The 23,718-nt window shown below is 35.2% G+C and carries 23 protein-coding genes and 1 pseudogene; 18 read left to right on the plus strand and 6 right to left on the minus strand.

Going from position 1 to position 23,718, the window contains the following annotated elements; all coding sequences use genetic code 11:
* Positions 1 to 94 precede the first annotated feature (94 nt).
* The 11 genes from P164_RS10260 to ppgK all read left to right on the plus strand — a co-directional run bounded on the left by P164_RS10260 (position 95) and on the right by ppgK (position 7,709).
* Positions 95 to 1,618: a helicase HerA-like domain-containing protein gene (locus P164_RS10260; RefSeq protein ID WP_028376301.1), complete on the plus strand. Its 1,524-nt coding sequence runs from the start codon at positions 95 to 97 to the stop codon at positions 1,616 to 1,618.
* Between the two features lie 25 nt (positions 1,619 to 1,643).
* Positions 1,644 to 2,189, plus strand: a complete 546-nt coding sequence (locus P164_RS10265; protein ID WP_028376302.1) for a hypothetical protein — start codon at positions 1,644 to 1,646, stop codon at positions 2,187 to 2,189.
* Between the two features lie 20 nt (positions 2,190 to 2,209).
* Positions 2,210 to 2,578, plus strand: a complete 369-nt coding sequence (locus P164_RS10270; RefSeq protein WP_028376303.1) for a cupin domain-containing protein — start codon at positions 2,210 to 2,212, stop codon at positions 2,576 to 2,578.
* A 111-nt stretch (positions 2,579 to 2,689) separates the two neighbouring features.
* Positions 2,690 to 2,893 (plus strand): hypothetical protein, encoded by a 204-nt coding sequence (locus P164_RS10275; RefSeq protein WP_028376304.1) that lies wholly within the window; start codon positions 2,690 to 2,692, stop codon positions 2,891 to 2,893.
* 48 nt (positions 2,894 to 2,941) lie between these two features.
* Complete coding sequence (locus tag P164_RS10280) at positions 2,942 to 3,781, plus strand: alpha/beta hydrolase (RefSeq protein ID WP_028376305.1); 840 nt, start codon at positions 2,942 to 2,944, stop codon at positions 3,779 to 3,781.
* 31 nt (positions 3,782 to 3,812) lie between these two features.
* Positions 3,813 to 4,595 carry a 23S rRNA pseudouridine(2604) synthase RluF gene (rluF, locus tag P164_RS10285; protein ID WP_035899752.1) on the plus strand — a complete coding sequence of 261 codons (783 nt, stop codon included), beginning with the start codon at positions 3,813 to 3,815 and terminating at the stop codon, positions 4,593 to 4,595.
* Between the two features lie 94 nt (positions 4,596 to 4,689).
* Positions 4,690 to 4,935, plus strand: coding sequence for a Rho termination factor N-terminal domain-containing protein (locus tag P164_RS10290; RefSeq protein ID WP_028376306.1), 246 nt, complete (start codon positions 4,690 to 4,692; stop codon positions 4,933 to 4,935).
* A 19-nt stretch (positions 4,936 to 4,954) separates the two neighbouring features.
* The gene (locus P164_RS10295; protein ID WP_028376307.1) at positions 4,955 to 5,374 is read left to right on the plus strand and encodes a VOC family protein; all 420 of its coding nucleotides are present in this window, start codon (positions 4,955 to 4,957) and stop codon (positions 5,372 to 5,374) included.
* Positions 5,371 to 6,423, plus strand: a complete 1,053-nt coding sequence (locus P164_RS10300) for an AI-2E family transporter (protein WP_028376308.1) — start codon at positions 5,371 to 5,373, stop codon at positions 6,421 to 6,423. The genes P164_RS10295 and P164_RS10300 overlap by 4 nt, the downstream gene beginning before the upstream one ends.
* Complete coding sequence (locus P164_RS10305; RefSeq protein WP_028376309.1) at positions 6,407 to 6,886, plus strand: thiol-disulfide oxidoreductase DCC family protein; 480 nt, start codon at positions 6,407 to 6,409, stop codon at positions 6,884 to 6,886. The genes P164_RS10300 and P164_RS10305 overlap by 17 nt, the downstream gene beginning before the upstream one ends.
* A gap of 79 nt (positions 6,887 to 6,965) precedes the next feature.
* Positions 6,966 to 7,709 (plus strand): polyphosphate--glucose phosphotransferase, encoded by a 744-nt coding sequence (ppgK, locus tag P164_RS10310; protein WP_028376310.1) that lies wholly within the window; start codon positions 6,966 to 6,968, stop codon positions 7,707 to 7,709.
* A 70-nt stretch (positions 7,710 to 7,779) separates the two neighbouring features.
* Here ppgK and P164_RS10315 read toward each other — a convergent pair whose 3' ends face one another.
* The 3 genes and pseudogenes from P164_RS10315 to P164_RS10325 form a co-directional block, all read right to left on the minus strand.
* Positions 7,780 to 8,661 carry a bifunctional 5,10-methylenetetrahydrofolate dehydrogenase/5,10-methenyltetrahydrofolate cyclohydrolase gene (locus P164_RS10315; RefSeq protein ID WP_028376311.1) on the minus strand — a complete coding sequence of 294 codons (882 nt, stop codon included), beginning with the start codon at positions 8,659 to 8,661 and terminating at the stop codon, positions 7,780 to 7,782.
* Between the two features lie 77 nt (positions 8,662 to 8,738).
* Positions 8,739 to 10,066 (minus strand): annotated as a pseudogene (gene ffh / locus P164_RS10320) (signal recognition particle protein).
* A 145-nt stretch (positions 10,067 to 10,211) separates the two neighbouring features.
* On the minus strand, positions 10,212 to 11,078 hold the full coding sequence (locus tag P164_RS10325) for a Brp/Blh family beta-carotene 15,15'-dioxygenase (protein WP_051621331.1): 867 nt from the start codon (positions 11,076 to 11,078) through the stop codon (positions 10,212 to 10,214).
* Positions 11,079 to 11,186: 108 nt separating this feature from the next.
* Here P164_RS10325 and P164_RS10330 point away from each other — a divergent pair, with 108 nt between their 5' ends.
* Positions 11,187 to 11,924, plus strand: coding sequence for a bacteriorhodopsin-like (locus tag P164_RS10330; RefSeq protein ID WP_028376313.1), 738 nt, complete (start codon positions 11,187 to 11,189; stop codon positions 11,922 to 11,924).
* A 230-nt stretch (positions 11,925 to 12,154) separates the two neighbouring features.
* Here P164_RS10330 and P164_RS10335 read toward each other — a convergent pair whose 3' ends face one another.
* The gene (locus P164_RS10335; RefSeq protein WP_028376314.1) at positions 12,155 to 13,219 is read right to left on the minus strand and encodes a hypothetical protein; all 1,065 of its coding nucleotides are present in this window, start codon (positions 13,217 to 13,219) and stop codon (positions 12,155 to 12,157) included.
* 150 nt (positions 13,220 to 13,369) lie between these two features.
* Here P164_RS10335 and P164_RS10340 point away from each other — a divergent pair, with 150 nt between their 5' ends.
* Genes P164_RS10340 through P164_RS10350 form a run of 3 tightly spaced genes read left to right on the plus strand, consistent with a single transcriptional unit; the run spans position 13,370 to position 17,378 of the window.
* Complete coding sequence (locus P164_RS10340) at positions 13,370 to 13,882, plus strand: RNA polymerase sigma factor (protein WP_028376315.1); 513 nt, start codon at positions 13,370 to 13,372, stop codon at positions 13,880 to 13,882.
* Between the two features lie 54 nt (positions 13,883 to 13,936).
* Positions 13,937 to 14,848 carry a FecR family protein gene (locus P164_RS10345; RefSeq protein ID WP_028376316.1) on the plus strand — a complete coding sequence of 304 codons (912 nt, stop codon included), beginning with the start codon at positions 13,937 to 13,939 and terminating at the stop codon, positions 14,846 to 14,848.
* Complete coding sequence (locus tag P164_RS10350; RefSeq protein WP_028376317.1) at positions 14,838 to 17,378, plus strand: carboxypeptidase-like regulatory domain-containing protein; 2,541 nt, start codon at positions 14,838 to 14,840, stop codon at positions 17,376 to 17,378. Before P164_RS10345 ends, P164_RS10350 begins: the two co-directional genes overlap by 11 nt.
* Before the next feature lie 3 nt (positions 17,379 to 17,381).
* Here P164_RS10350 and argS read toward each other — a convergent pair whose 3' ends face one another.
* Entirely contained in the window at positions 17,382 to 19,157 is a 1,776-nt protein-coding gene (argS, locus tag P164_RS10355; RefSeq protein WP_028376318.1) for an arginine--tRNA ligase, read from the minus strand.
* A 149-nt stretch (positions 19,158 to 19,306) separates the two neighbouring features.
* On the opposite strand from argS, the gene P164_RS10360 reads away from it, so the two are divergent.
* The 3 genes from P164_RS10360 (at position 19,307) to P164_RS10370 (ending at position 22,753) form a co-directional block, all read left to right on the plus strand.
* Positions 19,307 to 19,738 carry a hypothetical protein gene (locus tag P164_RS10360; protein WP_028376319.1) on the plus strand — a complete coding sequence of 144 codons (432 nt, stop codon included), beginning with the start codon at positions 19,307 to 19,309 and terminating at the stop codon, positions 19,736 to 19,738.
* Between the two features lie 61 nt (positions 19,739 to 19,799).
* Positions 19,800 to 21,236, plus strand: a complete 1,437-nt coding sequence (locus P164_RS10365; protein ID WP_028376320.1) for an SDR family oxidoreductase — start codon at positions 19,800 to 19,802, stop codon at positions 21,234 to 21,236.
* 56 nt (positions 21,237 to 21,292) lie between these two features.
* Complete coding sequence (locus P164_RS10370; RefSeq protein ID WP_028376321.1) at positions 21,293 to 22,753, plus strand: BCCT family transporter; 1,461 nt, start codon at positions 21,293 to 21,295, stop codon at positions 22,751 to 22,753.
* 2 nt (positions 22,754 to 22,755) lie between these two features.
* On the opposite strand, the gene ctlX is transcribed toward P164_RS10370, so the two are convergent.
* Positions 22,756 to 23,688, minus strand: coding sequence for a citrulline utilization hydrolase CtlX (gene ctlX / locus P164_RS10375; RefSeq protein WP_028376322.1), 933 nt, complete (start codon positions 23,686 to 23,688; stop codon positions 22,756 to 22,758).
* Positions 23,689 to 23,718: the final 30 nt, after the last annotated feature.

Here is a 23,718-nt window from a genome sequence, read left to right on the forward strand (position 1 = left end):
GCATACACTAGTAAAAGATTATCGAGTGGTATTTAAATTTTTCTACCCCTATGCTTTTTAGTATTAATCCTTATTTTTGACCAAATTTCAACTTATGGATCAATCTGAAGCGTTTAAAGAACATATTGTACAAGGCAACAGCTTTAAAGGAGAATTTATTACTGTGGGAGCAGCAATGCTTAATGGAAAAACCATTAGTGGTGCCCACGTAAAAATTCCGCTTAAAACCTTAAATCGCCACGGCTTAATTGCAGGAGCGACCGGTACCGGTAAGACTAAAACGCTGCAGGTCTTAGCTGAAAATCTTTCAGAAAAAGGAGTTCCTGTCTTATTGATGGATATGAAAGGTGATTTGAGCGGGATTGCAAAGGCAGGAGCTGGTCATCCTAAAATTGACGAACGCCATGAGAAAATAGGAATACCCTATACAACTAAAGATTTTCCTGTAGAATTACTTACGCTATCTGAACAAAACGGAGTGCGGCTTAGAGCTACCGTGAGTGAATTTGGCCCTGTATTATTCTCGCGTATTCTTGATGCTTCAGATGCACAAGCGGGTATTATTGCCATACTCTTTAAGTACTGCGACGATAAAAGTTTACCACTGCTTGATCTTAAAGATTTTAAAAAAGTATTGCAATACGCTACAGAGGAAGGTAAAGAAGAAATACAGGATTTATACGGAAGAATATCTACAGCTTCGGCAGGGTCAATTCTACGTAAAATTGTACAACTAGAACAACAGGGAGCAGATATTTTCTTTGGAGAAAAATCTTTTGAGGTTGACGATCTTTTACGTCTTGATGAGAACGGAAGAGGAAAAATTAATATCATAAGGCTAACAGACATTCAGGATCGACCGCAATTATTTTCAACATTTATGTTGAGCTTACTAGCAGAGATATACAGTACATTTCCAGAACAGGGAGATAGTGAACGACCCGAGCTGGTCATATTTATAGATGAAGCACATCTTATATTTAGGGAAGCCTCTAAAGCTTTGCACAATCAAATTGAAAGTATTGTCAAATTAATACGATCTAAAGGTGTAGGTTTATATTTTGTTACTCAAAATCCTACAGATGTACCCGAAGGTGTTTTAAGTCAGTTAGGATTAAAAATTCAGCATGCACTTAGGGCTTTTACAGCAAAAGACCGCAAAGCCATAAAACTTACTGCCGAGAATTATCCTGACTCTGAATATTACGATACCAAGGAAGTGCTCACATCTTTGGGTACCGGCGAAGCTTTAGTTTCGGCACTCGATGAGAAAGGTCGCCCTACTCCCCTTGCAGCTACAATGATGCGCGCACCCATGTCGCGTATGGATATTTTAACCCAGGATGAGCTTGATGATTTAAACCGAAAATCTACGCTAGTTTCTAAATACAACTCCACTGTTGATCGGGAAAGTGCTTACGAATTATTGAATGAAAAGATTAAAAAAGCAGAGAGTGCTGAGGTAAAAGAAAAGGCGCAACAAGAACGTGCAACAGTAAAACGTAGTGCTCGTACTTCTACCCGAAGCAGCACAACAGAAAAAGCAATAATTAAAGTGCTTACCAGCGCGACGGTAATACGTGGTGTTTTAGGTATCTTAGGAAAGATGATCAAATAAAAACAAACTAAACTCTAATATTCTAATGAAACGTATTTTACTCATAACCCTATTAACTAACCTTTTTCTCGTCTCTTGTAATTCTGACAATCCTTACAGTGTAACTGCAGACAGTGTGGGACCACTTACAAAAGAAACCACAACTTCTGAATTAAAAACACTTTTTGAAAATGACAGTGTTGTTGATCAAAACTCTGGATTGAGCGAAGAGCTTAATGTAAATGCAATCGAGATTTATGAAAAGGGCGGCAAACAACTTTTGAGTTTAATGCCTATAAAAGAAGGTACACCTAAGACAATACGCACAGTTCAAATATTTGATGCGCGATACACAACCCAGGAAGGCATCAATCTAAATAGTACGTTTAAAGATATTACTGAAGCTTACGATATCTCTCGTATTGAAACTCTAATTAGTAGCGTAGTGGTATTTGTAGATGATATCAATGCCTATTTTACGATAGACCGTAAAGAGCTAGCCGGAGAATTACGTTTTAATATGGATGCTAAAGTTTCTGAAGCGGAAATTCCGGATAACGCCAAAATTAAGTATTTTATGATAGGCTGGTAAGTCTTCAAACCGAACGTATTGTGAAAAACAAAAATTATTATATTCAAAAGAATCCTTTTATAGTACCTACAGATGACGGGAAGTATATAGGTGAACATTTCGGTAAAGCAAGCGATGGCAATTCAGATTTAAGTATTGCACATATGATTGCGCCGCCACAATGGAGTGAACCCTTTCAAACTCCAGAATTTGATGAATATACATTTATTATAGCTGGTAAAAAGCAATTTCTTATAAATGAAGAATCTATAATTTTAGAAGCAGGGCAGTCAATAAAAATTAATGCAGGCACCAGAGTTCAGTACAGTAATCCGTTTGACGAACCCTGTACATATATATCTGTATGCAAGCCTGCTTTTGATTTTGAGCACGTTAATAGAGAGAAATAGTTTCTCTATTTATTAAAATCCTATTAATTATAAGCCAAAGCATCGTTAATCTACGAGGCTGAACGTTTACATTCTGCTACTTTTGAACCATAACCAATACGAATTTCAATTATGATTAAGATTTTAGCTCTAGTTATGGTAATAGGAGGTGCAATTGCACTGGTTGCAGGTGTTTTAGGCATCTTCGGAAGTATAAGCACAGGACTTAGCCCTTGGGCAATGGCCATTTTAGGAGGCGTTTTCTTCTTATCTGGTATATCTCTTCTTAAATATAGAAAAGATACTGACGTGATAGATGCTGAAAACAAACGCTAGAAATATCATAACCCTTATATTTGACCCTCTTCAAAAGAGGGTTTTTTTATGAATAAACTTTTTATGAAAATGCTTCCTAAAATCTTAGGAAACTACGTAAACACTCTGGCGCTAGTTAGTCCTCAAGCGGCAGCAAAAAAGGCTTTTAAAATTTTTAGTAAGCCTAGAAGAGGCAGAATAGGTCCGCATCACGAAGATTTTTTAAAACCAAATCTTGAACCGGCTTTACAAATAGATGAGCTGAGTATTCAACCCTATAAATGGTCTGGTGGAGAAAAAACAATTTTACTCGTACACGGTTGGGAAAGTCACACGCATCGTTGGAAAGAAATGATTGTACGCTTAAAAAGTGAAAATTATACAATTATAGCATTTGATGCACCTGCACACGGCTACAGTACGGGTAAATATCTATACGTACCTATTTATGATCAAGTTTTAACTGCTATATTAGATAAATACCAGCCAGATTATATGATAGGTCATTCTATTGGAGGGATGACAGTTCTATTTAACCAATCTCAAAAATCAACATTCAAACCTAAAAAACTGGTCGTATTAGGTGCTCCAGATAGACTTGAAAGTATTTTAACTGATTATCAAAAAATATTAAATCTTAGCGACCGGGTAATGAATGCACTCGAGAATTACTTCTTGAAGCGATTCAATTTTAAAACTAAAGATTTTTCTTCTTCAGTTTTTGCTAAAAATATTGAAACTCCCGCCTTAATCATTCACGATAAAGACGACACTATTACTCCGGCTTCAGGCTCAAAGTCAATACACGCTACTTATAAAAATTCAGAATATATAGAAACAAAAGGGCTAAATCATTCTCTTTACGATACAAAAGTGAACGATCAAATCGTAGATTTTCTTAAACGTTAATTTGATTTTTAAACACGTTACATTTACAACTATGGAAGAACCCACTAAAACCCGAATAAACAAATACCTCAGCGAGGTAGGATTTTGTTCTCGACGTGAAGCAGATAAATTAATTGACGCAGGTAGAATTACTGTAAATGGCAGTGTACCCGAAATGGGCACCAAGGTAAGTGCCGATGACGAAATACGTGTAAATGGTAAGCTTGTAGGCGAAAAACAGGATGCACCTGTATATTTGGTTTTTAATAAACCTGTAGGTATTGTATGCACTACAGATACGCGTGTCGAAAAGAATAATATAATAGACTACATCAACTATCCCACTCGTATTTTTCCTGTGGGAAGACTTGACAAAGCTAGTGAAGGACTTATTTTTTTAACTAATGATGGAGATATTGTAAATAAGATACTGCGTGCACGCAATAACCATGATAAAGAATATATTGTAGAAGTTGACAAGCCCGTGACCGCTTCTTTTGTAAAAAGTATGGCTGGTGGCGTACCTATACTCGACACTATTACCCGTAAATGCGAAGTAGAGCAGTTAGGTAAAAACAGATTTAAAATAATTCTCACTCAGGGTCTCAATAGACAAATACGCCGTATGTGTGAACACCTGGGCTACAATGTAACCCGCTTAAAACGTGTGCGTATTATGAATATACACCTTGATGTAGGTGTAGGCAAATACAGAGAATTTACTAAAACCGAATTAAAAGACCTAAATGCGCTTTTAGTAAATAGTACTAAAGAATTTATCGCTGAAGGAAGCAACACTCCAAAACCAAGTGGCCCACGAAGAAGAATTGAATAACTGTCGAAGAATTCAATAATTAAACCTGTGTTAATGCGGGTTGTCAACTCGTATATTCGTTATAATTTTAAATAACACCTTTTAATTTAAAATTATGGCAGATCGAATTCCTTCTGTAAAAAATGAAGAACAATACGAAGCTTTACGCGATAAGGGTTACAGCAAAGAAAAATCTGCACGTATAGCAAACACGCCAGATTCTGGCAAAAAAGGTGGTAAAGCTGAAAAGTATGAAGACCGCACTAAGAAAGAATTATACGAGCAGGCTAAAGACGTTGACATAAGCGGTCGTTCAAAAATGACCAAAAAAGAACTTATTAAAGCTTTAAGAAACAACTAACCAAAAACCTAATCTAACCATGCCTTCACCATTTCATCTTGCAATACCTGTTGACGATGTACAAAGAGCCCGTATATTTTACCGCGATACTTTAGAACTTGCTGAAGGTCGCAGTACAGATGAGTGGGTTGACTTTGATTTTTTTGGGCATCAATTAGTAATTCACTACAAACCTAAAGAAGAGTCGGCCACAATACATCATAATGAGGTTGACGGAAAACACGTTCCCGTACCTCATTTTGGTGTGGTCCTCGACTGGGAACATTTTCAGGTTTTTGCAGATAAATTAAGAGCTAAAAATATACAGTTTGTAATTGAACCTTACATTCGATTTAAAGGTCAGGTAGGTGAGCAAGCCACTATGTTCTTTTATGATCCTTGTGGTAATGCTTTAGAATTTAAAAGCTTTAAAGACATGTCTCAACTATTTGCAAAATGAATAAACTCAAACCAGAACTCGTAAGGCAGCTTTTTTTAATTATTTTAATACTATTCCTCTTTATACTAATCCTTGAGGAGATGATTCCTTATTTATCTGGGGTATTAGGAGCGATAACCTTATACGTTTTACTACGTAAGTTTGTAAAAAAACTGGTAAAACGTGGTTGGAAACCCGGTTTAGCGGCTGGTCTTGCAATGCTCGCTTCTTTTCTTATTATTATTGTTCCTATAGGGCTAACCGTGATGATGCTTACCAATAAAATAGGAAAAGCTGTAAAAAACTCAGAACGGGTGATTGAAGTTGTTAAAGAACAAGTGGGGACCTGGGAGGCAGATTTAGGCTTTAAGGTTAGCGAATCCATAGATACCAACTCTATTACCAGTTGGGTATCTACAAACCTTCAGAATTTTGCAGGTGGCACTTTTAATGTATTTATAGCTGTAGGTATTATGTACTTTATGCTCTATTACATGCTTATAAATCGTACCGAAATGCGCAAATCTTTGTTTGCATTTATCCCTTTAGATGCTGAAAGCATTAAACGTATTGGCGAAGAAAGTGTTGCAATGGTAAAGAGTAATGCACTGGGAATACCACTTGTAGCAATTGCACAGGGTGTAGTAGCTTTGATAGGGTTTCTCATTTTTGGGGTACCCGATCCATTCTTTTGGTTTGTTATTACAGCTATAGGAAGTATGATTCCATTTGTGGGAACTTTATTAGGTATTGTCCCAGTTGTTATTCTAATGGTAGCGGGTGGTGACAACTTGCAAGCAGTAGGTATTGCTATTTACGGTCTAGTCGTAGTAGGATCTACAGATAATCTTATTAGACTTTATGTACTCGAAAAACTAGCAAACGTACATCCTTTAGTTACTTTAATTGGAGTTATAGTAGGTGTGCCTTTATTTGGTTTTATAGGGTTAATATTTGGACCACTAGTCATCAGCTTATTCTTACTAATTGTAAAAATTTACAAGCACGAATATGGAGACTCTGATCCTCAACTTGAAGAAGAATTAAACACTGATGTTTCAGAAGCTTAACAGAACAACACATATACCTAATAGTAAACCTATCTTAATTTGGGATGGAGCATGTGGTTTCTGTAAATTTTGGGTCACCCGCTGGAAATTTGCGACGGGCGATGCTGTTTATTATACAACATTTCAGGAATCTGCTCAAAATTTTCCAGATATCCCACTTAAAGAATTTAAAAAAGCCAGCCGATTTATAGATTTAGATGGGTTTATTTATAGCGGTCCCGATTCTGCTTATAAATTGTATGAGTCTATTCCTTCTAAAGATTATCCTTTTCACAGATGGTATATAAAATACAGCGCTTTTAGGTGGTTGAGTGATCATGCTTATAATTTTATAGCCAAAAACAGACCTATGGTATTCAAATGGGTTAAAATTCTATTTGGTAGTAATCCTACAAATTTAAAACCGTATTGGCTTTTATATATTTTTTGTATTCTTCTCTTCGTTTTTGTGCTTTTTCAATAAATTGCCAGCTATTAATGCAAACAGCTTAAAATAAGAAAACGTTTTTAAGCAAATTTATAATTAAGAATAAACACATTATATGGAAATTCTTGGAGTTGATGTAGGAGGATCTGGTATTAAAGGAGTACCTGTTAATCTGGATCAGGAGAAATATTTAGGCGATAGATTTAGACTAGACACTCCAATGCCCCGTGAACCTAAAGCAATGGTAAAAACGATTGCCGAAGTTGTAAAAAATTGGGATTGGAAAGGTGTTGTGGGTGTTGGTTTTCCTACAGTAATTCATAAAGGTAAAGCCCTTGAACATGGTAATCTTGATAAATCCTGGTTGGGTTTACAGGTAGATGATATGATTTCTCAAAAAATAGGCTTACCTGTAAATGTAATGAATGATGCAGATGCTGCTGGTCTCGCAGAGATGGAGTTTGGTGTTGGGAAAGGAGTGCAAGGTCTGGTTATAACCGTAACTATAGGAACCGGTATAGGAAGTGGTGTTTTCTTTAATGGCGAACTCATTCCTAATTTTGAATTGGGACAAATGAAGTACAAGAAGAAAACCTCAATTGAAGAATTTGCTTCTCGTCGGGTACGTCTAGATAACGAAATGAGTTTTAAAAAGTGGGGAAAACGCTTTAATAAATTTATTCAGTTAGTAAGTCAAATTAGTCAACCCGAACTTATAATAATAGGTGGTGGCGCCAGTAAAAACTTAGATGAATATATTAAATATCTTAAAACTGATATTCCTATTATGGCGGCTCATACACGTAATCACGCAGGAATTATAGGTGCTGCTCTGGGTGCACGGCATCTGTTGAAATAAAATATTATAATCCTAATAAAAAAGAGGTCTTTATAAAGACCTCTTTTTTATTGTAACCTATTTATTAAACTTATAGTGCATTATGTCTTGCTCTTGCCAGCAAAGTATTCTTTAACAACATTGCGATAGTCATAGGTCCTACTCCACCAGGAACAGGAGTAATAAAATCTGCTTTTTTACTTACCGCTTCAAAGTCTACATCACCAGTAATGCGGTAACCACGTTCTTTAGTCTTGTCTGGAACTCGAGTTATACCTACATCTATAATCGTCACGCCCTCTTTAACCATATCTGCTTTTAGAAATTCAGGAACACCTAATGCGGTAATAATAATATCTGCCTGTTTAGTTAATTCTTCTAAATTAGTTGTACGGCTATGAGCAAGAGTTACGGTGCTGTTACCCGGGTTACCTTTCTGAGACATTAATATACTCATAGGACGCCCTACAATATGACTGCGACCTATTACAACAGTGTGTTTACCTTCAGTAGGAACATTATAGCGCTTTAATAATTCCATAATACCAAAAGGTGTAGCAGGAATAAAAACCGGCATATCCTGAGCCATTTTGCCAAAGTTTGTAGGATGAAAACCATCTACATCTTTATCTGGATCTACAGCAAGTAGTACCTTTTGCTCATCAATATGTTTTGGTAACGGAAGCTGCACAATATACCCATCTATTTCAGGATTCTTATTAAGCTTATCTATTTGATCTAGAAGTTCTTCCTCAGTAGTTTCTTCAGCTAACTTAATTAACGTAGAATCAAAACCTATACGCTCACAAGAACGCACTTTACTTCCTACATAAGTAAGACTCGCACCATCATTCCCTACTAAAACCGCTGCAAGATGAGGTACTTTTTCACCTCTGGCTTTCATTTCTTTAACTTCCAGAGCGATTTCATTTTTTAAATCATCACTGGTTTTTTTTCCGTCTAGAATAGTCATATTCAATAATAAATGTTAGGCGTTAATTGTTATTGGAAAAGCACTTACAACTTTTAACCATTAACATTTAACTAATTTTATCGCATATTATTCATCATCTGCATCATCTTGGCTCCGCCACCTCCTTGCATCATTTTCATCATTTTACTCATTTGAGTAAACTGCTTCAATAATTGATTGACTTCCTGTACCGAAGTTCCTGATCCTTTACTAATACGTTTTTTACGACTGCTGTTAATAATTGAAGGCTGCGTACGCTCATCTGGAGTCATGCTGTGTATTATAGCTTCAATACCTTTAAAAGCATCATCATCTATATCAAGACCTTTTAAGGCTTTGCCGGCCCGGGTATCATCCCGATAAGATCTTTCATATTACCCATTTTCTTAATCTGCTGAATTTGCTTTAAGAAATCATCAAAACCAAACTGATTTTTAGCAATTTTCTTTTGCAGCTTACGGGCTTCATCTTCGTCAAATTGTTCCTGAGCACGTTCTACAAGAGATACAACATCTCCCATCCCAAGAATACGGTCTGCCATACGGGAAGGATAGAAGACATCAATAGCTTCCATCTTTTCACCAGTACCTATAAATTTAATGGGTTTATTAACAACCGTTTTAATAGATAAAGCTGCACCACCACGGGTATCTCCATCTAATTTTGTTAAAACAACCCCGTCAAAATTTAAAATATCATTAAATGCCTTTGCGGTATTTACAGCATCCTGACCGGTCATAGAGTCAACTACAAATAACGTCTCCTGAGGTTCAATTGCTTTATGCACAGCCGCAATCTCATTCATCATTGCCTGGTCAACAGCAAGTCGACCCGCGGTATCTATAATTACCACATTAAAACCATTTGCTTTTGCGTGAGCAATACCGGCTTGTGATATTTTTACAGGATCTTTCTCTTCTCTGTTAGAATATACCTCAACGCCTATTTGATCTCCCACCACGTGAAGTTGATCTATCGCTGCAGGACGATACACGTCACAGGCTACAAGTAAAGGTTTTTTGGTCTTTTTAGTTTTCAAATAATTTGCCAGCTTCCCAGAAAAAGTAGTTTTACCACTACCCTGCAAACCAGACATTAAAATAACAGTAGGATTACCAGAAAGATTAATTCCTTCTGCATCTCCTCCCATTAATTTTGTGAGTTCGTCTTTAACCAGTTTAGTCATTAACTGACCCGGTTTTAACGCAGATAATACATCTTGCCCCAGTGCTTTATCCTTAACGGTACTGGTAAAATCTTTTGCGATTTTATAATTTACGTCTGCATCTACAAGTGCACGACGTATTTCTTTAAGAGTTTCGGCTACGTTTACTTCTGTAATCTGACCGTGCCCCTTAAGCACGTGCATCGCCTTATCTAACTTATCACTTAAATTATCAAACATAGGTTCTCAAATAAACAACCTCCTGTAATTTAAAGAGGCAATTGATGGATTCTTATTTTATGTTTCGAGAAATTTTCGAAATACAGAATTCCAAATTACGGAATACGGTTACAAATTTAATGATTTTGTTACTGAGATTAAAGGTTTACATCTTTTGTATTTGATCAATTACAAAAACGTGCGGAAATGTAATCGCCGCTAAAAAAGAAAACAAAATAGGAAGCAGCATAGCAACATCTGTACCCACGAAAAAATATACTCCCAAAAGTCCTAAAATCGAAAAAAACCAATAGATAGCAGAGCTTTTTATATATCTAAATATGCTACTTCGGGAAACATCTCCATATAAAAAAATAAGCTGATCGTTAAGCGAAGGAATACTATGCCAAATCACAAAGTAAATAGCAAAACCCCAAATTAAGGGAGTACTACTAAAAATGATGCTAAATATAAGTAGGTAGAACCCTTCTAAAACAAAATTACAAGTTAGCAGATTTCGGTACACGTACGTAAGAATAAACAGAATACCGAGGCTTGTTAGTAACAGAGGAAGAAACCAACTTAACGGCACCTCAAATGCCGTCAGGTTTACTACCACTTCCTGAACTTCAAGGGGATTAAAATAAAATAAGAGCAAGAAAATAGTTAGACCATAAAAAAACGCATAAATCTTAGTTTTACGTGCTCTAGATATAAATTGGTTACTCCAATGCTGTTCTCCAAAATGATAGGCACTTATACCTATAAATAAAAGTAATGCACTTGTAGGCAATAGATAAAAACAAACCGCTCCTAGAATTACGATTAGTATATAAAACAAGAGATAGCGCCACTTAGAATTCAAATTACTTTTTGTAGCATCTAAATTCACAAGAAGCTTAATGTCATTTGAACCATGTAATACTCCTATGGTCAATATTAGAATAAGACCACAAAAATTTTCACCCCAGGGTGTTAAAAAAGAACTTACCCAGAGTAAAAAAAAAGTTATGATTATTAATAATGACCTCAACACGTATTATTTTTAAGAAAAATGCAATTTTTACAAATAAAATTTATTAAAAATGCAATTATTATGTTCAAAGATTTGTAAATTTAGTTAAACAAAAAAAATATTGCTATGAAAACTTTTACAATGACTTTTAGTGCCATTGCACAAATGGCGACAGACGACTACGTTGGCTTCACCTTTTTTGTGGGAAGCATGGCTATGATGGCTGCATCAGCGTTTTTCTTCTTATCAATGAACGACTTTGACCGTAAATGGAAAACTTCAATTCTAGTCTCAGGATTAATTACATTTATTGCAGCCGTACATTACTTCTATATGAGAGGATACTGGGAAGACTATTCAGAATCACCTACCTTCTTTAGATATGTAGACTGGGTTCTTACCGTACCTTTAATGTGTGTTGAATTTTATCTGATTTTAAGAGTTGCGGGTGCAAAACGCTCTTTAATGTGGCGCCTTATTTTCCTTTCTGTTGTAATGCTGGTTACAGGTTACATCGGGGAAACTATTTATCGTGATCAGGCACAAATTTGGGGCTTAATTTCGGGTATCGCTTACTTTGTAATCGTATACGATATCTGGCTGGGAAGTGCTAAAAAACTAGCAACTAGTGCCGGTGGGCACGTTTTAAAAGCACACAAGACCTTATGTTGGTTTGTTTTAGTAGGCTGGGCAATTTATCCTTTAGGATATATGGCAGGAACTCCCGGATTTTATAGCGGCTGGTTTGATGGTCTAAGTATGGATGTTATTTATAACATTGGTGATGCAATTAACAAAATAGGATTTGGCCTGGTTGTATATAATCTCGCTATAATGTCTACCGAAAATAAGAAAACTGTTTAAGCGATTTTAGTTAGTAATAAAAAGGTTTAAACTGAAAGCGGAACTATTTATTTAGTTCCGCTTTTATTTTTTATATGTTATGTCTAAAATCTACATACGCTCAGGAACCTCTATTCCCAATAAGCTAAAAGCTGATGCTATCACTTCAATAACTTTTAAGCTTGATATTTTTTAAATACAAAAAGCCATATCGCAAATACGATATAGCTTTATCATTGTAGAAAATGGTCTTAAATTTTAGAAAAAACAATTTTAAAACTACTGTCTGTTCTGCTCTCAAGTTCTATTTTGCTTGAAGTCTGAGAAATTACTTTAAAAGTACCATTGAGAATTGAAAAACTAGAGTTTCCTTCAAATTCTAAATCAAGAAGAACCACAGTCTCTGACTCAGTCTCAAACTCAGCTTCGACATTTTCTAAAATATTTGTAACCTTATTACGTACTTTAACTTGGCCATCATTTGCAAAATTAAATGTAAAATTTGCAAAATTTGACGTAAAATCTGCTCCTGCTTTAATGCCAGAATCGATTTTAAATGTAGTATCACTTAGAAAACCTTCTAGTTCTTTTCTCAAATTTAAGGCTTCTGCTTCTGCTTCATCTTCTAAATCATCACTCGCTTCACACGATTCTAGTTGCTCTGCAAATTCAAGATCAGAATTTATAGCGATCTGGCTATTACTTTCAGAAGACGCACTTATAGGATATTGAATACTAAAAAATTGATTCTCATCTAGGCCGCTAATAAAAGTATAAGTCTCTTGTTTACTAGTTAAGACAACGCTTCCTGTTTGTTGTGCATTTGCATCAAAAGTAAAAACGCGTATTGGGAAGTTAAGATCTAAACACGAGATTGCGTCGTCTCTTGTTTCATCACTGCTTTCGCAAGTTTTCCTTAAAGCGTCAAACTCTTGTTGATTTGCAATGGTAACTTTAGAATAGTTACTTAACTGCACTTGTATAGGATACTGAAATTCTACCGAATCATCATCATTTGTAAATTTTGCAAAAAGTTCTGCAACAAGACTAAGACTAGACTCACTAACTAAAGTTACTTCTTGACCATTTATAGTTGCTACAACAGGAAATACGATAGAAGCACAACTAATCCCATCTAGTATATCATCGTTAGACCCATCAGAAGCATTATTACGCGTTAGTAAATCTGCAGTTTTTGAATTAGACGCATTAGTCTCACTTCCTTGATCTATGTAAACGTCCTCTTCGTTTTGACAGGAGGTAAACAAAAGTGTAGCAATCGTAAAAATTCCTAGTATTGATTTCAAATTTTTCATAATTATTAAATTTAGATTTGAATTTAAATTTTATCACATTCAACACTAAGACAACTTAAAATCTATTTACCCTACCTCAAAAATAATAAAGATTAATTTTGTTATTTTTTAATTTATAATAAGCTCCTGTAATTCCCTAATGCTTTGAAAATTTCAGAATTAAATAATTTATGTAAAGAAACTGTATTTCAGAATTTTTATATTTCTCTAATACAAGGCGCAAAAAATTTTGCATTCTATAAATGTGGAGATGAGTCACAGGCACTTGACTTAACACAAGAGGCATTTATTAAAATTTGGGAGAATTGTAATCGTATTGAATTCTCAAAAGCAAAAACTTATTTATTTACGACTATAAATAATCAATTTTTAAATAGTGTAAAGCATCAAAAAGTTGTGCTTAACTATGAGAAAAAAACTCTTACCGAGGATCGCTCTTTTCAAGATCCTGAATTTATACTGGAAGAACAAGAATTTAAATCAAAACTACGAACTGCAATCTCTAATCTGAGTGAAGGTCAGCGAGAGGTTTTTTTAATGAATAGAATTGACGGAAAAAAATACAAAGAAATTGCAGAACTGTTAGACATTTCAATCAAAGCCGTAGAAAAAAGAATGAGTCTAGCTTTAAAAGCATTGAGAGCTGAAATACCTAATATCTAAATATCTAAGTAGGGTATTTCAAATTATGGTTGTCTTACTCATAGAATAGCGTTTATGGAAAATGAAAAAAACATATTAAAATGGCTTAATGGCGAAATGAGTCCTTTAGAATTAGAAGCATTTAAAAAAACCTCTGATTATAAAAAATATGCTCAAATAGCGAATTATTCTACTAACCTGAAGACTGAGCAATTAGATTTGACAAAAAGCTATGCAGATTTAAAGACTAAATTAGAAGAAAGAACCAAATCAAAATTAGTAACACCTAATTTTAAATGGATGGGTGCTGCGGCTGCGGCGGTAGTAATTTTATTATTTTCAACCTACTTTATTTTTAGTGAGCGGCAGATAGATACCGTAGCCAAAGTTGCACAAACAAAACAAACACAACTACCTGATGCTTCAGATGTTCTGCTAAATTCGGAAAGTAGGCTTTCTTACACTATTAAAGAGTGGAAAAAAGGGAACCGTGAAGTAAATTTAGAAGGCGAAGCCTTTTTTAAAGTAACAAAGGGAAGCGATTTTAAGGTAACAACAACTACAGGAGTTGTACAAGTTTTAGGAACTCAGTTTAATGTAAGAGATCACAATGATTATTTTGAAGTGCAATGTTATGAGGGCAGAGTGCGCGTAACTTTTAATAATCAAAAAATAATTCTATTATCGGGTGAGCGGTACCGTTTTATAAATGGCTCAGGAGAAAAAATAGACGGCCTTGCTGCCAAACAACCATCATGGATTACAGATGAAAGCAATTTTGATGAGGTACCTGTTAAATACGTGATAAATGAATTAGAACGAAAGTACGATGTGAAAATCACTACTGAATATATAGACCTAAAGCAATTATTTACGGGCAGTTTTAGTACAACAGATTTAGAAAAAGCTTTGAAATCTGTGGCTATTCCCTTAGGATTAAATTTTGAATATATAGGAAAGAAAACCATTCGCTTGTATGCAAATTAAAAAGTGGTACATTCTAATCATAATTTTGTTATATGTAAACCTGCCTGGTTATACTCAAAATAATCAAGGTCAGGCTCTAGAGCAATTGCTAACTCAACTGGAAAATCAATTTGATGTTAAATTCTCATACGGCGTAAAGACTATTGCAGATTTTAAAGTACCATCAAATTTAAAGTTTAGTACGCTTAACGAAGCTCTTATATTTTTAAATACTAAAACCTCCTTTGAAGCAATAGCACTAGATGAGCGGTATATTACCATCTCTCCTTCTAAAAAAAACATCTCACTCTGTGGGGTGGTAACTGATTCAGAAACAGGTGAAATATTACCGGGTGCTAGTATAAGTTTAAGTAAAAATCAAGGCTCTATAGCAAATAATAATGGTGCTTTCAGCATCGTTACTGAAACAGTAAATCTTAACATCTCAATTTCTTTTATTGGCTATAAAACCTCTACTATACCTGTAAAAGAGCTAGTCTCAACTACCGGAAATTGCTTAAATATACCGCTTACACCAGAGAAAATTAATTTAGAAGAAATTGTAATTACTCGGTTTCTCACTAGAGGGTTACAACGCAGTCAGGATGATAAATTAATCATTAACAGTAAAAAATTTGGTATTCTGCCGGGACTCACAGATCCCGATGTTCTACAAACTATACAAGTGTTACCGGGCATAGAAAGTATTGATGAAAGTTTAAACAATATTAATGTACGAGGTGGTACTCAAGACGAAAATCTAATGTTGTGGGATGATATAGTTATGTATCATTCAGGTCATTTTTTTGGGTTGATTTCGGCCTACAATCCCAACCTCACAGAACGCGTAGAAGTAGGAAAAAATGGAACTTCTTCAGAATATAGTGGTGGTGTTAGCGCCACTGTAAGTATGTTTACTTCAGATAAAATAGACAAAAACTTAACAGGCAGCGTGGGTTTAAATGCCCTAAGTACAGATGCATTTCTACAGATACCTTTAAGTGATAAACTTGCCTTTCAATTTTCTGGCAGAAGATCTCTAACAGATCAATTGCAAACACCTACCTATAAAGCCTATTACAAACGTAGTTTTCAGGACTCTGAAATTAATAATCAACAAGAAACTACAAATCCAAATCAACAAACCTCCTCAGATTTTTCGTTTTACGATTATTCAGGGAAAATGCTTTACAATTTCAACGACAAGCAAAAAATACGCTTAAGCTTTATCAAAATTAGCAATGATCTTTTTTATGAAGAAACTACTACCGAAGAGAATATTCCCGCTAAACAAAGTCAATTATCACAAAAAAATCTAGCCTTTGGTGTAAATCTCAGCTCCACGTGGTCCAACGCGTACACGACCTATATAAATGCTTATTATACCAAATACAATATAGATTCTGAAGAGTTTGAAACAGCTTCGCAACAGCAATTAGATCAAGAAAATGAGGTGTTAGAAACCAGTATAAAATACAAAGGCACACTACTATTATCTCCACAACTAAGTTGGTTGCATGGATATCAATTTATTGAAACCGGAATACGCAATGTAACTCGTGTTAACCAACCTCTTTTTAACCAACGGCAAAAAAACGTATTACGGAGCCACAGTATATTTAATGATTTATCTTTAGAATATAAGGGGCTGTTTCTTAGATCTGGTGTACGGGTTTCATATTTTGAAAAATTTAAAAAGCTTCGCATTGAGCCCAGAATTAATGCCCGGCAAAAGTTTGCAAACTACTTCTCAGTAAAACTTCAGGGTGAGTTTAAATATCAGACCGCCACTCAAATTATTGATTTTGAAAATGATTTTCTAGGCGTTGAAAATAGACGATGGATTTTAGCTAACGATAATGATATCCCACTTATACGCAGTAAACAACTATCTCTGGGTTTTGACTACAATCATCGGGGCTGGCTTATAGACATAACAGGGTTTTATAAAAGGGTCTCTGGTATTACAGCTTCAAATCAAGGTTTTCAAAATCAATTTCAATTCATTAAGACTTCAGGAAGTTATACTGCAAATGGTATTGAAGTTATTTTGAACAAAAATTTAAGCAACGCAAGTGCTTGGCTTACCTATACGTTTTCACAAAATGATTATACCTTTGAAAAATTAAGCCCAGCTTCGTTTCCTAACAATACAGATATTAGACATTCCTTTACGCTAGCAACAAATTATGCAATCTTTAAAAATTTAAAAATTGCAGCTGGTGCAACATACCGAAGTGGCAGACCATATACAAAACCTATTGAGCCAGAAACCTTACCAGCTGGCAATAACTATAGCGTTGTAAATTATGGATTACCTAACGCCGAAAATCTAGATGATTTTTTTAGGTTAGATGCTTCTCTAGCTTATGAATTTAAGTGGCAAAAAGTTATGTCAAAATTTACTGTAGGCGTTCTCAACATTCTAGATACTCAAAACACAATTCAGCAGTATTATGAAGTTAATCCTGAAAATAGACAAGAAACCCTAGCTATCGTAAATACTTCGCTAGGAATTACGCCCAATGCCTCCTTACGCATAAATTTCTAAAATCTACATACGCTCAGGAACCTCTATTCCTAATAAGCTAAAAGCTGATGCTATTACTTCACTAACTTTTTTTGAGAGCGCTACGCGGAAGCTTTTCTCTTCATCTCTATCTGCTCCTAAAATCGAAACTTGCTGGTAAAAAGAATTAAACTCTTTAACCAAATCATACGTGTAATTAGCAATTAAAGCCGGACTGTGATTTTCTGCTGCTAATTTTATGGTTTCAGGATATAAAGCGACTTGCTTTATCAGTTCTTTTTCTTTAGGATGTAAGTCATTATGATCTGCAGTAACCGGCACCCCATTATCTACTGCCTTTCTCAAAATAGACTGAATACGCGCATAGGTATACTGTATAAAAGGTCCTGTATTTCCTTGAAAATCTACAGACTCTTCGGGATTGAAAAGAATACGTTTTTTAGGATCTACTTTAAGAATATAATATTTTAATGCACCCAGCCCTATTATCTTATACAACTCCTGCTTCTCTGTATCGCTATAGCCATCAAGCTTACCTAATTCTTCAGCAATATTGCCTGCTGTGGTTGTCATTTCATTAATAAGATCATCTGCGTCAACTACAGTACCTTCGCGGCTTTTCATTTTTCCGCTTGGCAAGTCTACCATTCCATAGCTTAAATGATACAGGTTTTCAGCCCAGTCATATCCTAGTTTTTTCAGAATTAAAAACAAGACTTTAAAATGATAATCCTGCTCATTACCTACCGTATAAATCATTCCGCCTACATCGTTGTGATCTTTTACACGTTGTATTGCTGTACCTATATCTTGCGTCATATATACCGCAGTACCATCGCTACGCAAAACTATTTTTTCATCAAGACCGTCTGCTGTTAAATCGCACCAGACTGAACCATCTTCCTTTCTATAAAAAACTCCGTTTCTAAGGCCTTCTTCAATATTATCTTTACCTAATAAATAGGTATTGCTTTCATAATAGTAACTGTCAAAATCTACACCCAGATTTTTATACGTTTCTTCAAAACCTGCATAAACCCAGCTGTTCATCATTTCCCAAAGCGCAACTACCTCCTTATCTCCTGATTCCCATTTGCGTAACATATCCTGTGCCTCGAGGATTAAAGGAGCTTGTTTCTCTGCTTCTTCCTTTGTCTTTCCCTGAGCTACTAGATATGATTGCTCTTCTTTGTAGGCTTTATCAAACTTCACGTAGTAATTACCTACCAGTTTGTCTCCTTTTAAACCTGTAGACTCCGGTGTTTCACCCTCACCAAATTTTTTCCAGGCAAGCATACTTTTACAAATATGAATCCCACGGTCATTTATAATTTGTGTTTTATAAACTTTTTTACCTGAGGCTTTTATGATTTCTGCTACAGAATATCCTAACAGATTATTGCGTACGTGGCCTAAATGCAACGGCTTATTCGTATTTGGTGAAGAGTACTCTACCATCAAAGCCTTACCTTCTGCAGATTTATGTCCGTAATTTTCTATAGAACGTATTTGCTTAAAAAACTCTAAATAGTAACTGTCTGCTATAACCAGATTCAGAAAACCTTTAACCACATTAAAATCAGAAATTTCGGTAAGATTCTCCTTTACATAGGCCCCTATTTGCTCGCCAATAACCGCAGGGTTTCCTTTAGCAACTCGCAAAATAGGAAATACCACAACCGTTAAATCACCTTCAAAATCCTTGCGTGTAGGTTGTAGTTCTACTTCGTTTAATTCGGCATTAAAAAGGTTTCGTACTGCATCTTTAACGGCTTGACTTAATTTTTCTGGTAAATTCATGAGTGTTTTTTTCTGAAGCCGCAAAGATAAGCAAAAGCAGGCTTTAGCAAAGCGAAAAGCCTACAGCCTAATACATAGTCTCTATTTTAATTCTATTTAAGGATTGCTAAATATAATTTCTACACAAACTTGTATCTTTAAAAGAAAAAATGTTACTGAATGTTTCTTACAATAACCCGGAAATAAAACGAAAAATTAATGCTGAGGTAGGTGCGCCATTTACACTGCGTGAACGTATAAAAATGCGCGGCATTGGCTCTTCAAAATTATTTATAACGACCACAAGCATTGAGATTCATAACCTGCTCATTCTTGACAGTTATGTTGATACGTGCAATATAGAAATGCGCCCGAATGGTATTATCGTTGGTTTTAGATCATTACTAGAATCCTATGCGCTAATAATACCGTATTACAAACTCACCTTATACAAAGGCAAGGCTGAAGAATACAGTATTTACAGAGATAATTATTTTATAAAAATACGAGCTAAAGCTAAAGACAAAACTACCCACAGTTTTATCAAAAAAATAATGGATTATAAAGCAGAAAACTTACCAGAACTTCCCGAAGGTATGTAGTTTGAGTACCTAACAGTACCTTAAATAGTTTTAGTAATACCTATCTTTATAAAAATGCTTTATGAAAATTTTACTCACAGGCGCTAATGGCTACATTGGCATGCGTTTGCTACCTATGTTGCTTGAGCAAGGGCACGAAATTATTTGTGCTGTTAGAGACAAAAACCGGCTATCTGTAAATGCGCGCACACGCGAACGTATTGCAATTGTAGAAATAGATTTTCTCGAAGAACCAGACTTAAACAAGCTTCCTAAAGATTTAGACGCAGCTTATTATCTTATTCACTCAATGACCTCATCTACATCAGACTTTGATGAGAAAGAAGAACGGTCTGCACAAAACTTTAATAAATACCTCGCGGAAACTGCTTGTAAGCAAGTAATATACCTGAGTGGTATTGTTAATGAAGAAAACTTAAGCAAGCATCTTAGATCCCGTAAACAAGTAGAAGATACTTTGTATCAGGGAAATTTTAATCTTACTGTTTTAAGAGCTGCGATAATTGTAGGATCAGGAAGTTCGTCATTTGAAATTATACGTGATTTATGTGAAAAACTACCTGTGATGATCACTCCTAAATGGGTCACCACCCGTTGCCAACCGATTGCAATTCGCAATGTATTACAATTCTTATCTGGTGTTTTAGGAAATGACAAATGTTATAATGAATCATTTGACATTGGCGGTCCAGATATTCTTTCTTACAAAGAGATGATGTTGCTCTACGCTAAAATACGCGGTCTGTCACTTACCATTATTAATGTACCGATAATGAGTCCTAAAATATCTTCCTATTGGTTATATTTTGTAACCTCCACGAGTTACAAACTTGCGTTAAATCTGGTAGACAGTATGCGCGTTGAAGTAATTACCAGAGACACCAGATTACAGGAATTACTCAATATAAAACCGCTCACCTACACAGAGGCTATCAAATTGGCTTTTGAAAAGATAGAACAAAATCAAGTTGTCTCAAGCTGGAAAGACTCTATGGTAAGCGGAAGATTTAGAAAAGATGTAAGTGAATATATTAAAGTTCCTGAATTTGGTTGTTTAAAAGATCGACAAAGAATACAACTAAAAAATCCCGAACAAGCACTAGAAAATATTTGGTCTATAGGGGGAAATCGTGGCTGGTATTATGCAAATAGACTTTGGAAGATACGCGGATTTATAGATAAAATTTTTGGTGGTGTAGGACTTAGAAGAGGACGCACCCATTCTCACGAACTATATGAGGGAGATTCTCTTGATTTCTGGAGAGTATTATTAGCCGATAAAAAAGAAAAAAGATTATTGCTTTTTGCTGAAATGAAAGTACCGGGCGAAGCCTGGTTAGATTGGGAAATTGATGATCATAATGTACTGCATCAAACAGCTACCTTTAGACCTCGGGGGCTTTGGGGTAGATTGTACTGGTTTAGCATGTTACCTTTTCACTATTTCATTTTTGATGGAATGATTCGGAGTATCGCAAAATATAATCCTAAAAAATAAGAACTATCAGACCCACAAAAATCTTTAAGGATGCGCTACTGCTTAAAACAGCAATTGTGATTCTATTAATTATATGTTTTTTCTTTTATGCTTTTACTGAAGAGAGTTATAACATAATTGAGAATATATCTCTCGAAGTTCGAAACTACTTCGGCCAATTTTACCTGGTTCTGGGTTTATGTTGTGTTCTTATATTAGTCGCTGTGGCAATTTCTAAATGGGGAACTTATAAACTGGGAAAATCTAATGAAAAACCTGCATTTTCAAGAATGGCCTGGGTCTCGATGCTTTACAGTGCAGGAATGGGAGCCGGTATTTTATTAAGAGCCGTACAAGAACCTGTTTATATGCTTTTAAATCCCCCTATAAATACCAATGCATCTAAACAAACAATCGCTCTTGAATTTACATTTTACCAGTGGGGATTTACGGCATGGGCATTTTATGCACTTTTTGCTTTAGCCATAGGTACAGCAGTTTTTAAATTTAGCAGACCTGTTTTAACCAGTAGTACAATATTCAACAACTTAGAAAATAAAGAACATAAATTAAAATTTACCGGAAGATTTATAATTGACCTTTTGACCCTGCTTACAACGGTATTTGGTCTTGTTGCAGCCGTAGGTTTAGGTGCCAGCCAAATTAAAGGCGGCTTAGATCATTTACTCGGAATTACATTAAGTTCTAACTACATCATAGCACTTATTCTAGTAGTAGGCGTACTCTCTTTAACTTCAGCATTAAGCGGTGTTGAAAAAGGTATTAAGCGTTTATCTACTGCAAATATTTACCTCACCCTCGCATTACTTTTCTTTGTCATTATACAAAGCGATGTAATAGCCATACTAAAACAATTTGCAATATCATTTTATCATTATGTTGTAGACTTTATACCTATGAGCCTTGCGCTGGGTAACTACAATCCCGGCACGCAATTCCTAACAGATTGGACCTATTATTACTGGGCATTCTGGATAGCCTGGGCACCGTTTACAGGTATTTTTATCGCTCGTATTAGTCGCGGAAGAACCATTAGAGAAATAATAATAGGAGTACTACTTCTTCCCTCTTTAGGAACATTCCTGTGGTTTACAGTTTTTGGGCAGTCAGCATTTGAACTTATAACAAGTTGGCAAATGTATTCAGGAGAATTTGATAATGTATTTACGTCGCTTTTTGTATTTCTATCTAATTACCCGCTTCAGGTTGTTGTAAATAGTATAGTTGTTTTATTACTTATAGGTTTTTTAGTTACTTCATTAGATTCTGCAATCTATGTATTAAGCACATTTACTTCTACTGCAACAAAAGAACCTTCAAAGAGTCACCGTATTTTATGGAGTATAATTCTCACTCTAAGTGCGGTAGGCCTCGTTATATTAGGATTTGTACGTAAAGAAAGTAATGTATTAATAGCCGCACAAAAGTTGCTCATAATAACATCACTGCCTCTAAGTTTATTTATGGTTTGGATGATTCTTAAATGGTTAATGAACCTGAGTCACTGGAAAAAATAGATTTATTTTCTAGGAAGAAAAATTTCTGCCATCATACAACGGGCACTACCTCCACCACACGTTTCAATAGTTTCTAAATCACTGCTAAGAATCTCACTGTATTTAGATATACTTTCTATCTGACCTTTATTTAACGATTGATGTGCACTCGAGCTCATTACCAGATATTTTTTACCTTCAGCATTAGCAACCTGAAGCATATTGCCGGCAAATTGATGCATTTGTTTCTCAGAAATGGAAATGATTTCTTTACCTGATTCCTTTAGCTGATTCAGTACAAATTTTCGCTCTTTCTTATCATCTATACACTCTAAACAAATCACACAAAACTCTTCTGCTACACACATCATAACATTTGTATGATAGATGGGCAGACGTTTACCCTCAACAGATTGATACGCAGTGAAAATAACTGGAAGATACTCAAACTCTTCACAAAATTCGATAAACAAATCTTCGTCTGCACGTGCAGAAAGTGCACAATAGGCTTTCTCATTTATTCGATCTAAAATGATACTTCCTGTACCTTCTAAAAAAAGGCCTTCCTCTTCTGCTTCTGTATAGTCAATGATATTATTAATTATAAATCCTGATTCTTCTAGAAGGGTAAAGAACTCTTCTCGGCGCTCTTTTCTTCTATTTTCTGCATACATGGGGTAAATAGCAATATTTCCATTCTCATGGGTACTTACCCAATTATTCGGGAATATTGAATCTGGAGTATCTAATGTTTTATCATCATCTAAAATAAGTACGTTAATACCGGCAGTTTTTAACTTTGATACAAACTTATCGAACTCCCCTTGTGCCTTTTTGTTTATTTCATCATTTTTAAGAGCTAACTCTTCTTGAAAGTAATTATTAACGGCGGTTTGTTCATTCATTCTAAATGCAACAGGGCGCACCATTAACACAGTATCAGTAACTTGTTTCATAGGGAAAATTTTCAAGCAAATGTAGAATAC

It is taken from the genome of Leeuwenhoekiella sp. MAR_2009_132 (assembly GCF_000687915.1).
Taxonomy (GTDB): Bacteria; Bacteroidota; Bacteroidia; order Flavobacteriales; family Flavobacteriaceae; genus Leeuwenhoekiella.

What these genes read in the sequence shown, in the direction of transcription:
- P164_RS10280 (WP_028376305.1), top strand. Translation starts at nt 2,942, where the DNA reads ATGAATAAACTTTTTATGAAAATGCTTCCTAAAATCTTAGGAAACTAC.
- ppgK (WP_028376310.1), top strand. Translation starts at nt 6,966, where the DNA reads ATGGAAATTCTTGGAGTTGATGTAGGAGGATCTGGTATTAAAGGAGTA.
- P164_RS10365 (WP_028376320.1), top strand. Translation starts at nt 19,800, where the DNA reads ATGAAAATTTTACTCACAGGCGCTAATGGCTACATTGGCATGCGTTTG.
- P164_RS10295 (WP_028376307.1), top strand. Translation starts at nt 4,955, where the DNA reads ATGCCTTCACCATTTCATCTTGCAATACCTGTTGACGATGTACAAAGA.
- P164_RS10350 (WP_028376317.1), top strand. Translation starts at nt 14,838, where the DNA reads ATGCAAATTAAAAAGTGGTACATTCTAATCATAATTTTGTTATATGTA.
- P164_RS10360 (WP_028376319.1), top strand. Translation starts at nt 19,307, where the DNA reads ATGTTACTGAATGTTTCTTACAATAACCCGGAAATAAAACGAAAAATT.
- P164_RS10290 (WP_028376306.1), top strand. Translation starts at nt 4,690, where the DNA reads ATGGCAGATCGAATTCCTTCTGTAAAAAATGAAGAACAATACGAAGCT.
- P164_RS10275 (WP_028376304.1), top strand. Translation starts at nt 2,690, where the DNA reads ATGATTAAGATTTTAGCTCTAGTTATGGTAATAGGAGGTGCAATTGCA.
- ctlX (WP_028376322.1), bottom strand. Translation starts at nt 23,688, where the DNA reads ATGAAACAAGTTACTGATACTGTGTTAATGGTGCGCCCTGTTGCATTT.
- P164_RS10315 (WP_028376311.1), bottom strand. Translation starts at nt 8,661, where the DNA reads ATGACTATTCTAGACGGAAAAAAAACCAGTGATGATTTAAAAAATGAA.
- P164_RS10300 (WP_028376308.1), top strand. Translation starts at nt 5,371, where the DNA reads ATGAATAAACTCAAACCAGAACTCGTAAGGCAGCTTTTTTTAATTATT.
- P164_RS10345 (WP_028376316.1), top strand. Translation starts at nt 13,937, where the DNA reads ATGGAAAATGAAAAAAACATATTAAAATGGCTTAATGGCGAAATGAGT.
- rluF (WP_035899752.1), top strand. Translation starts at nt 3,813, where the DNA reads ATGGAAGAACCCACTAAAACCCGAATAAACAAATACCTCAGCGAGGTA.
- P164_RS10305 (WP_028376309.1), top strand. Translation starts at nt 6,407, where the DNA reads ATGTTTCAGAAGCTTAACAGAACAACACATATACCTAATAGTAAACCT.
- P164_RS10330 (WP_028376313.1), top strand. Translation starts at nt 11,187, where the DNA reads ATGAAAACTTTTACAATGACTTTTAGTGCCATTGCACAAATGGCGACA.
- P164_RS10335 (WP_028376314.1), bottom strand. Translation starts at nt 13,219, where the DNA reads ATGAAAAATTTGAAATCAATACTAGGAATTTTTACGATTGCTACACTT.
- P164_RS10260 (WP_028376301.1), top strand. Translation starts at nt 95, where the DNA reads ATGGATCAATCTGAAGCGTTTAAAGAACATATTGTACAAGGCAACAGC.
- P164_RS10265 (WP_028376302.1), top strand. Translation starts at nt 1,644, where the DNA reads ATGAAACGTATTTTACTCATAACCCTATTAACTAACCTTTTTCTCGTC.
- argS (WP_028376318.1), bottom strand. Translation starts at nt 19,157, where the DNA reads ATGAATTTACCAGAAAAATTAAGTCAAGCCGTTAAAGATGCAGTACGA.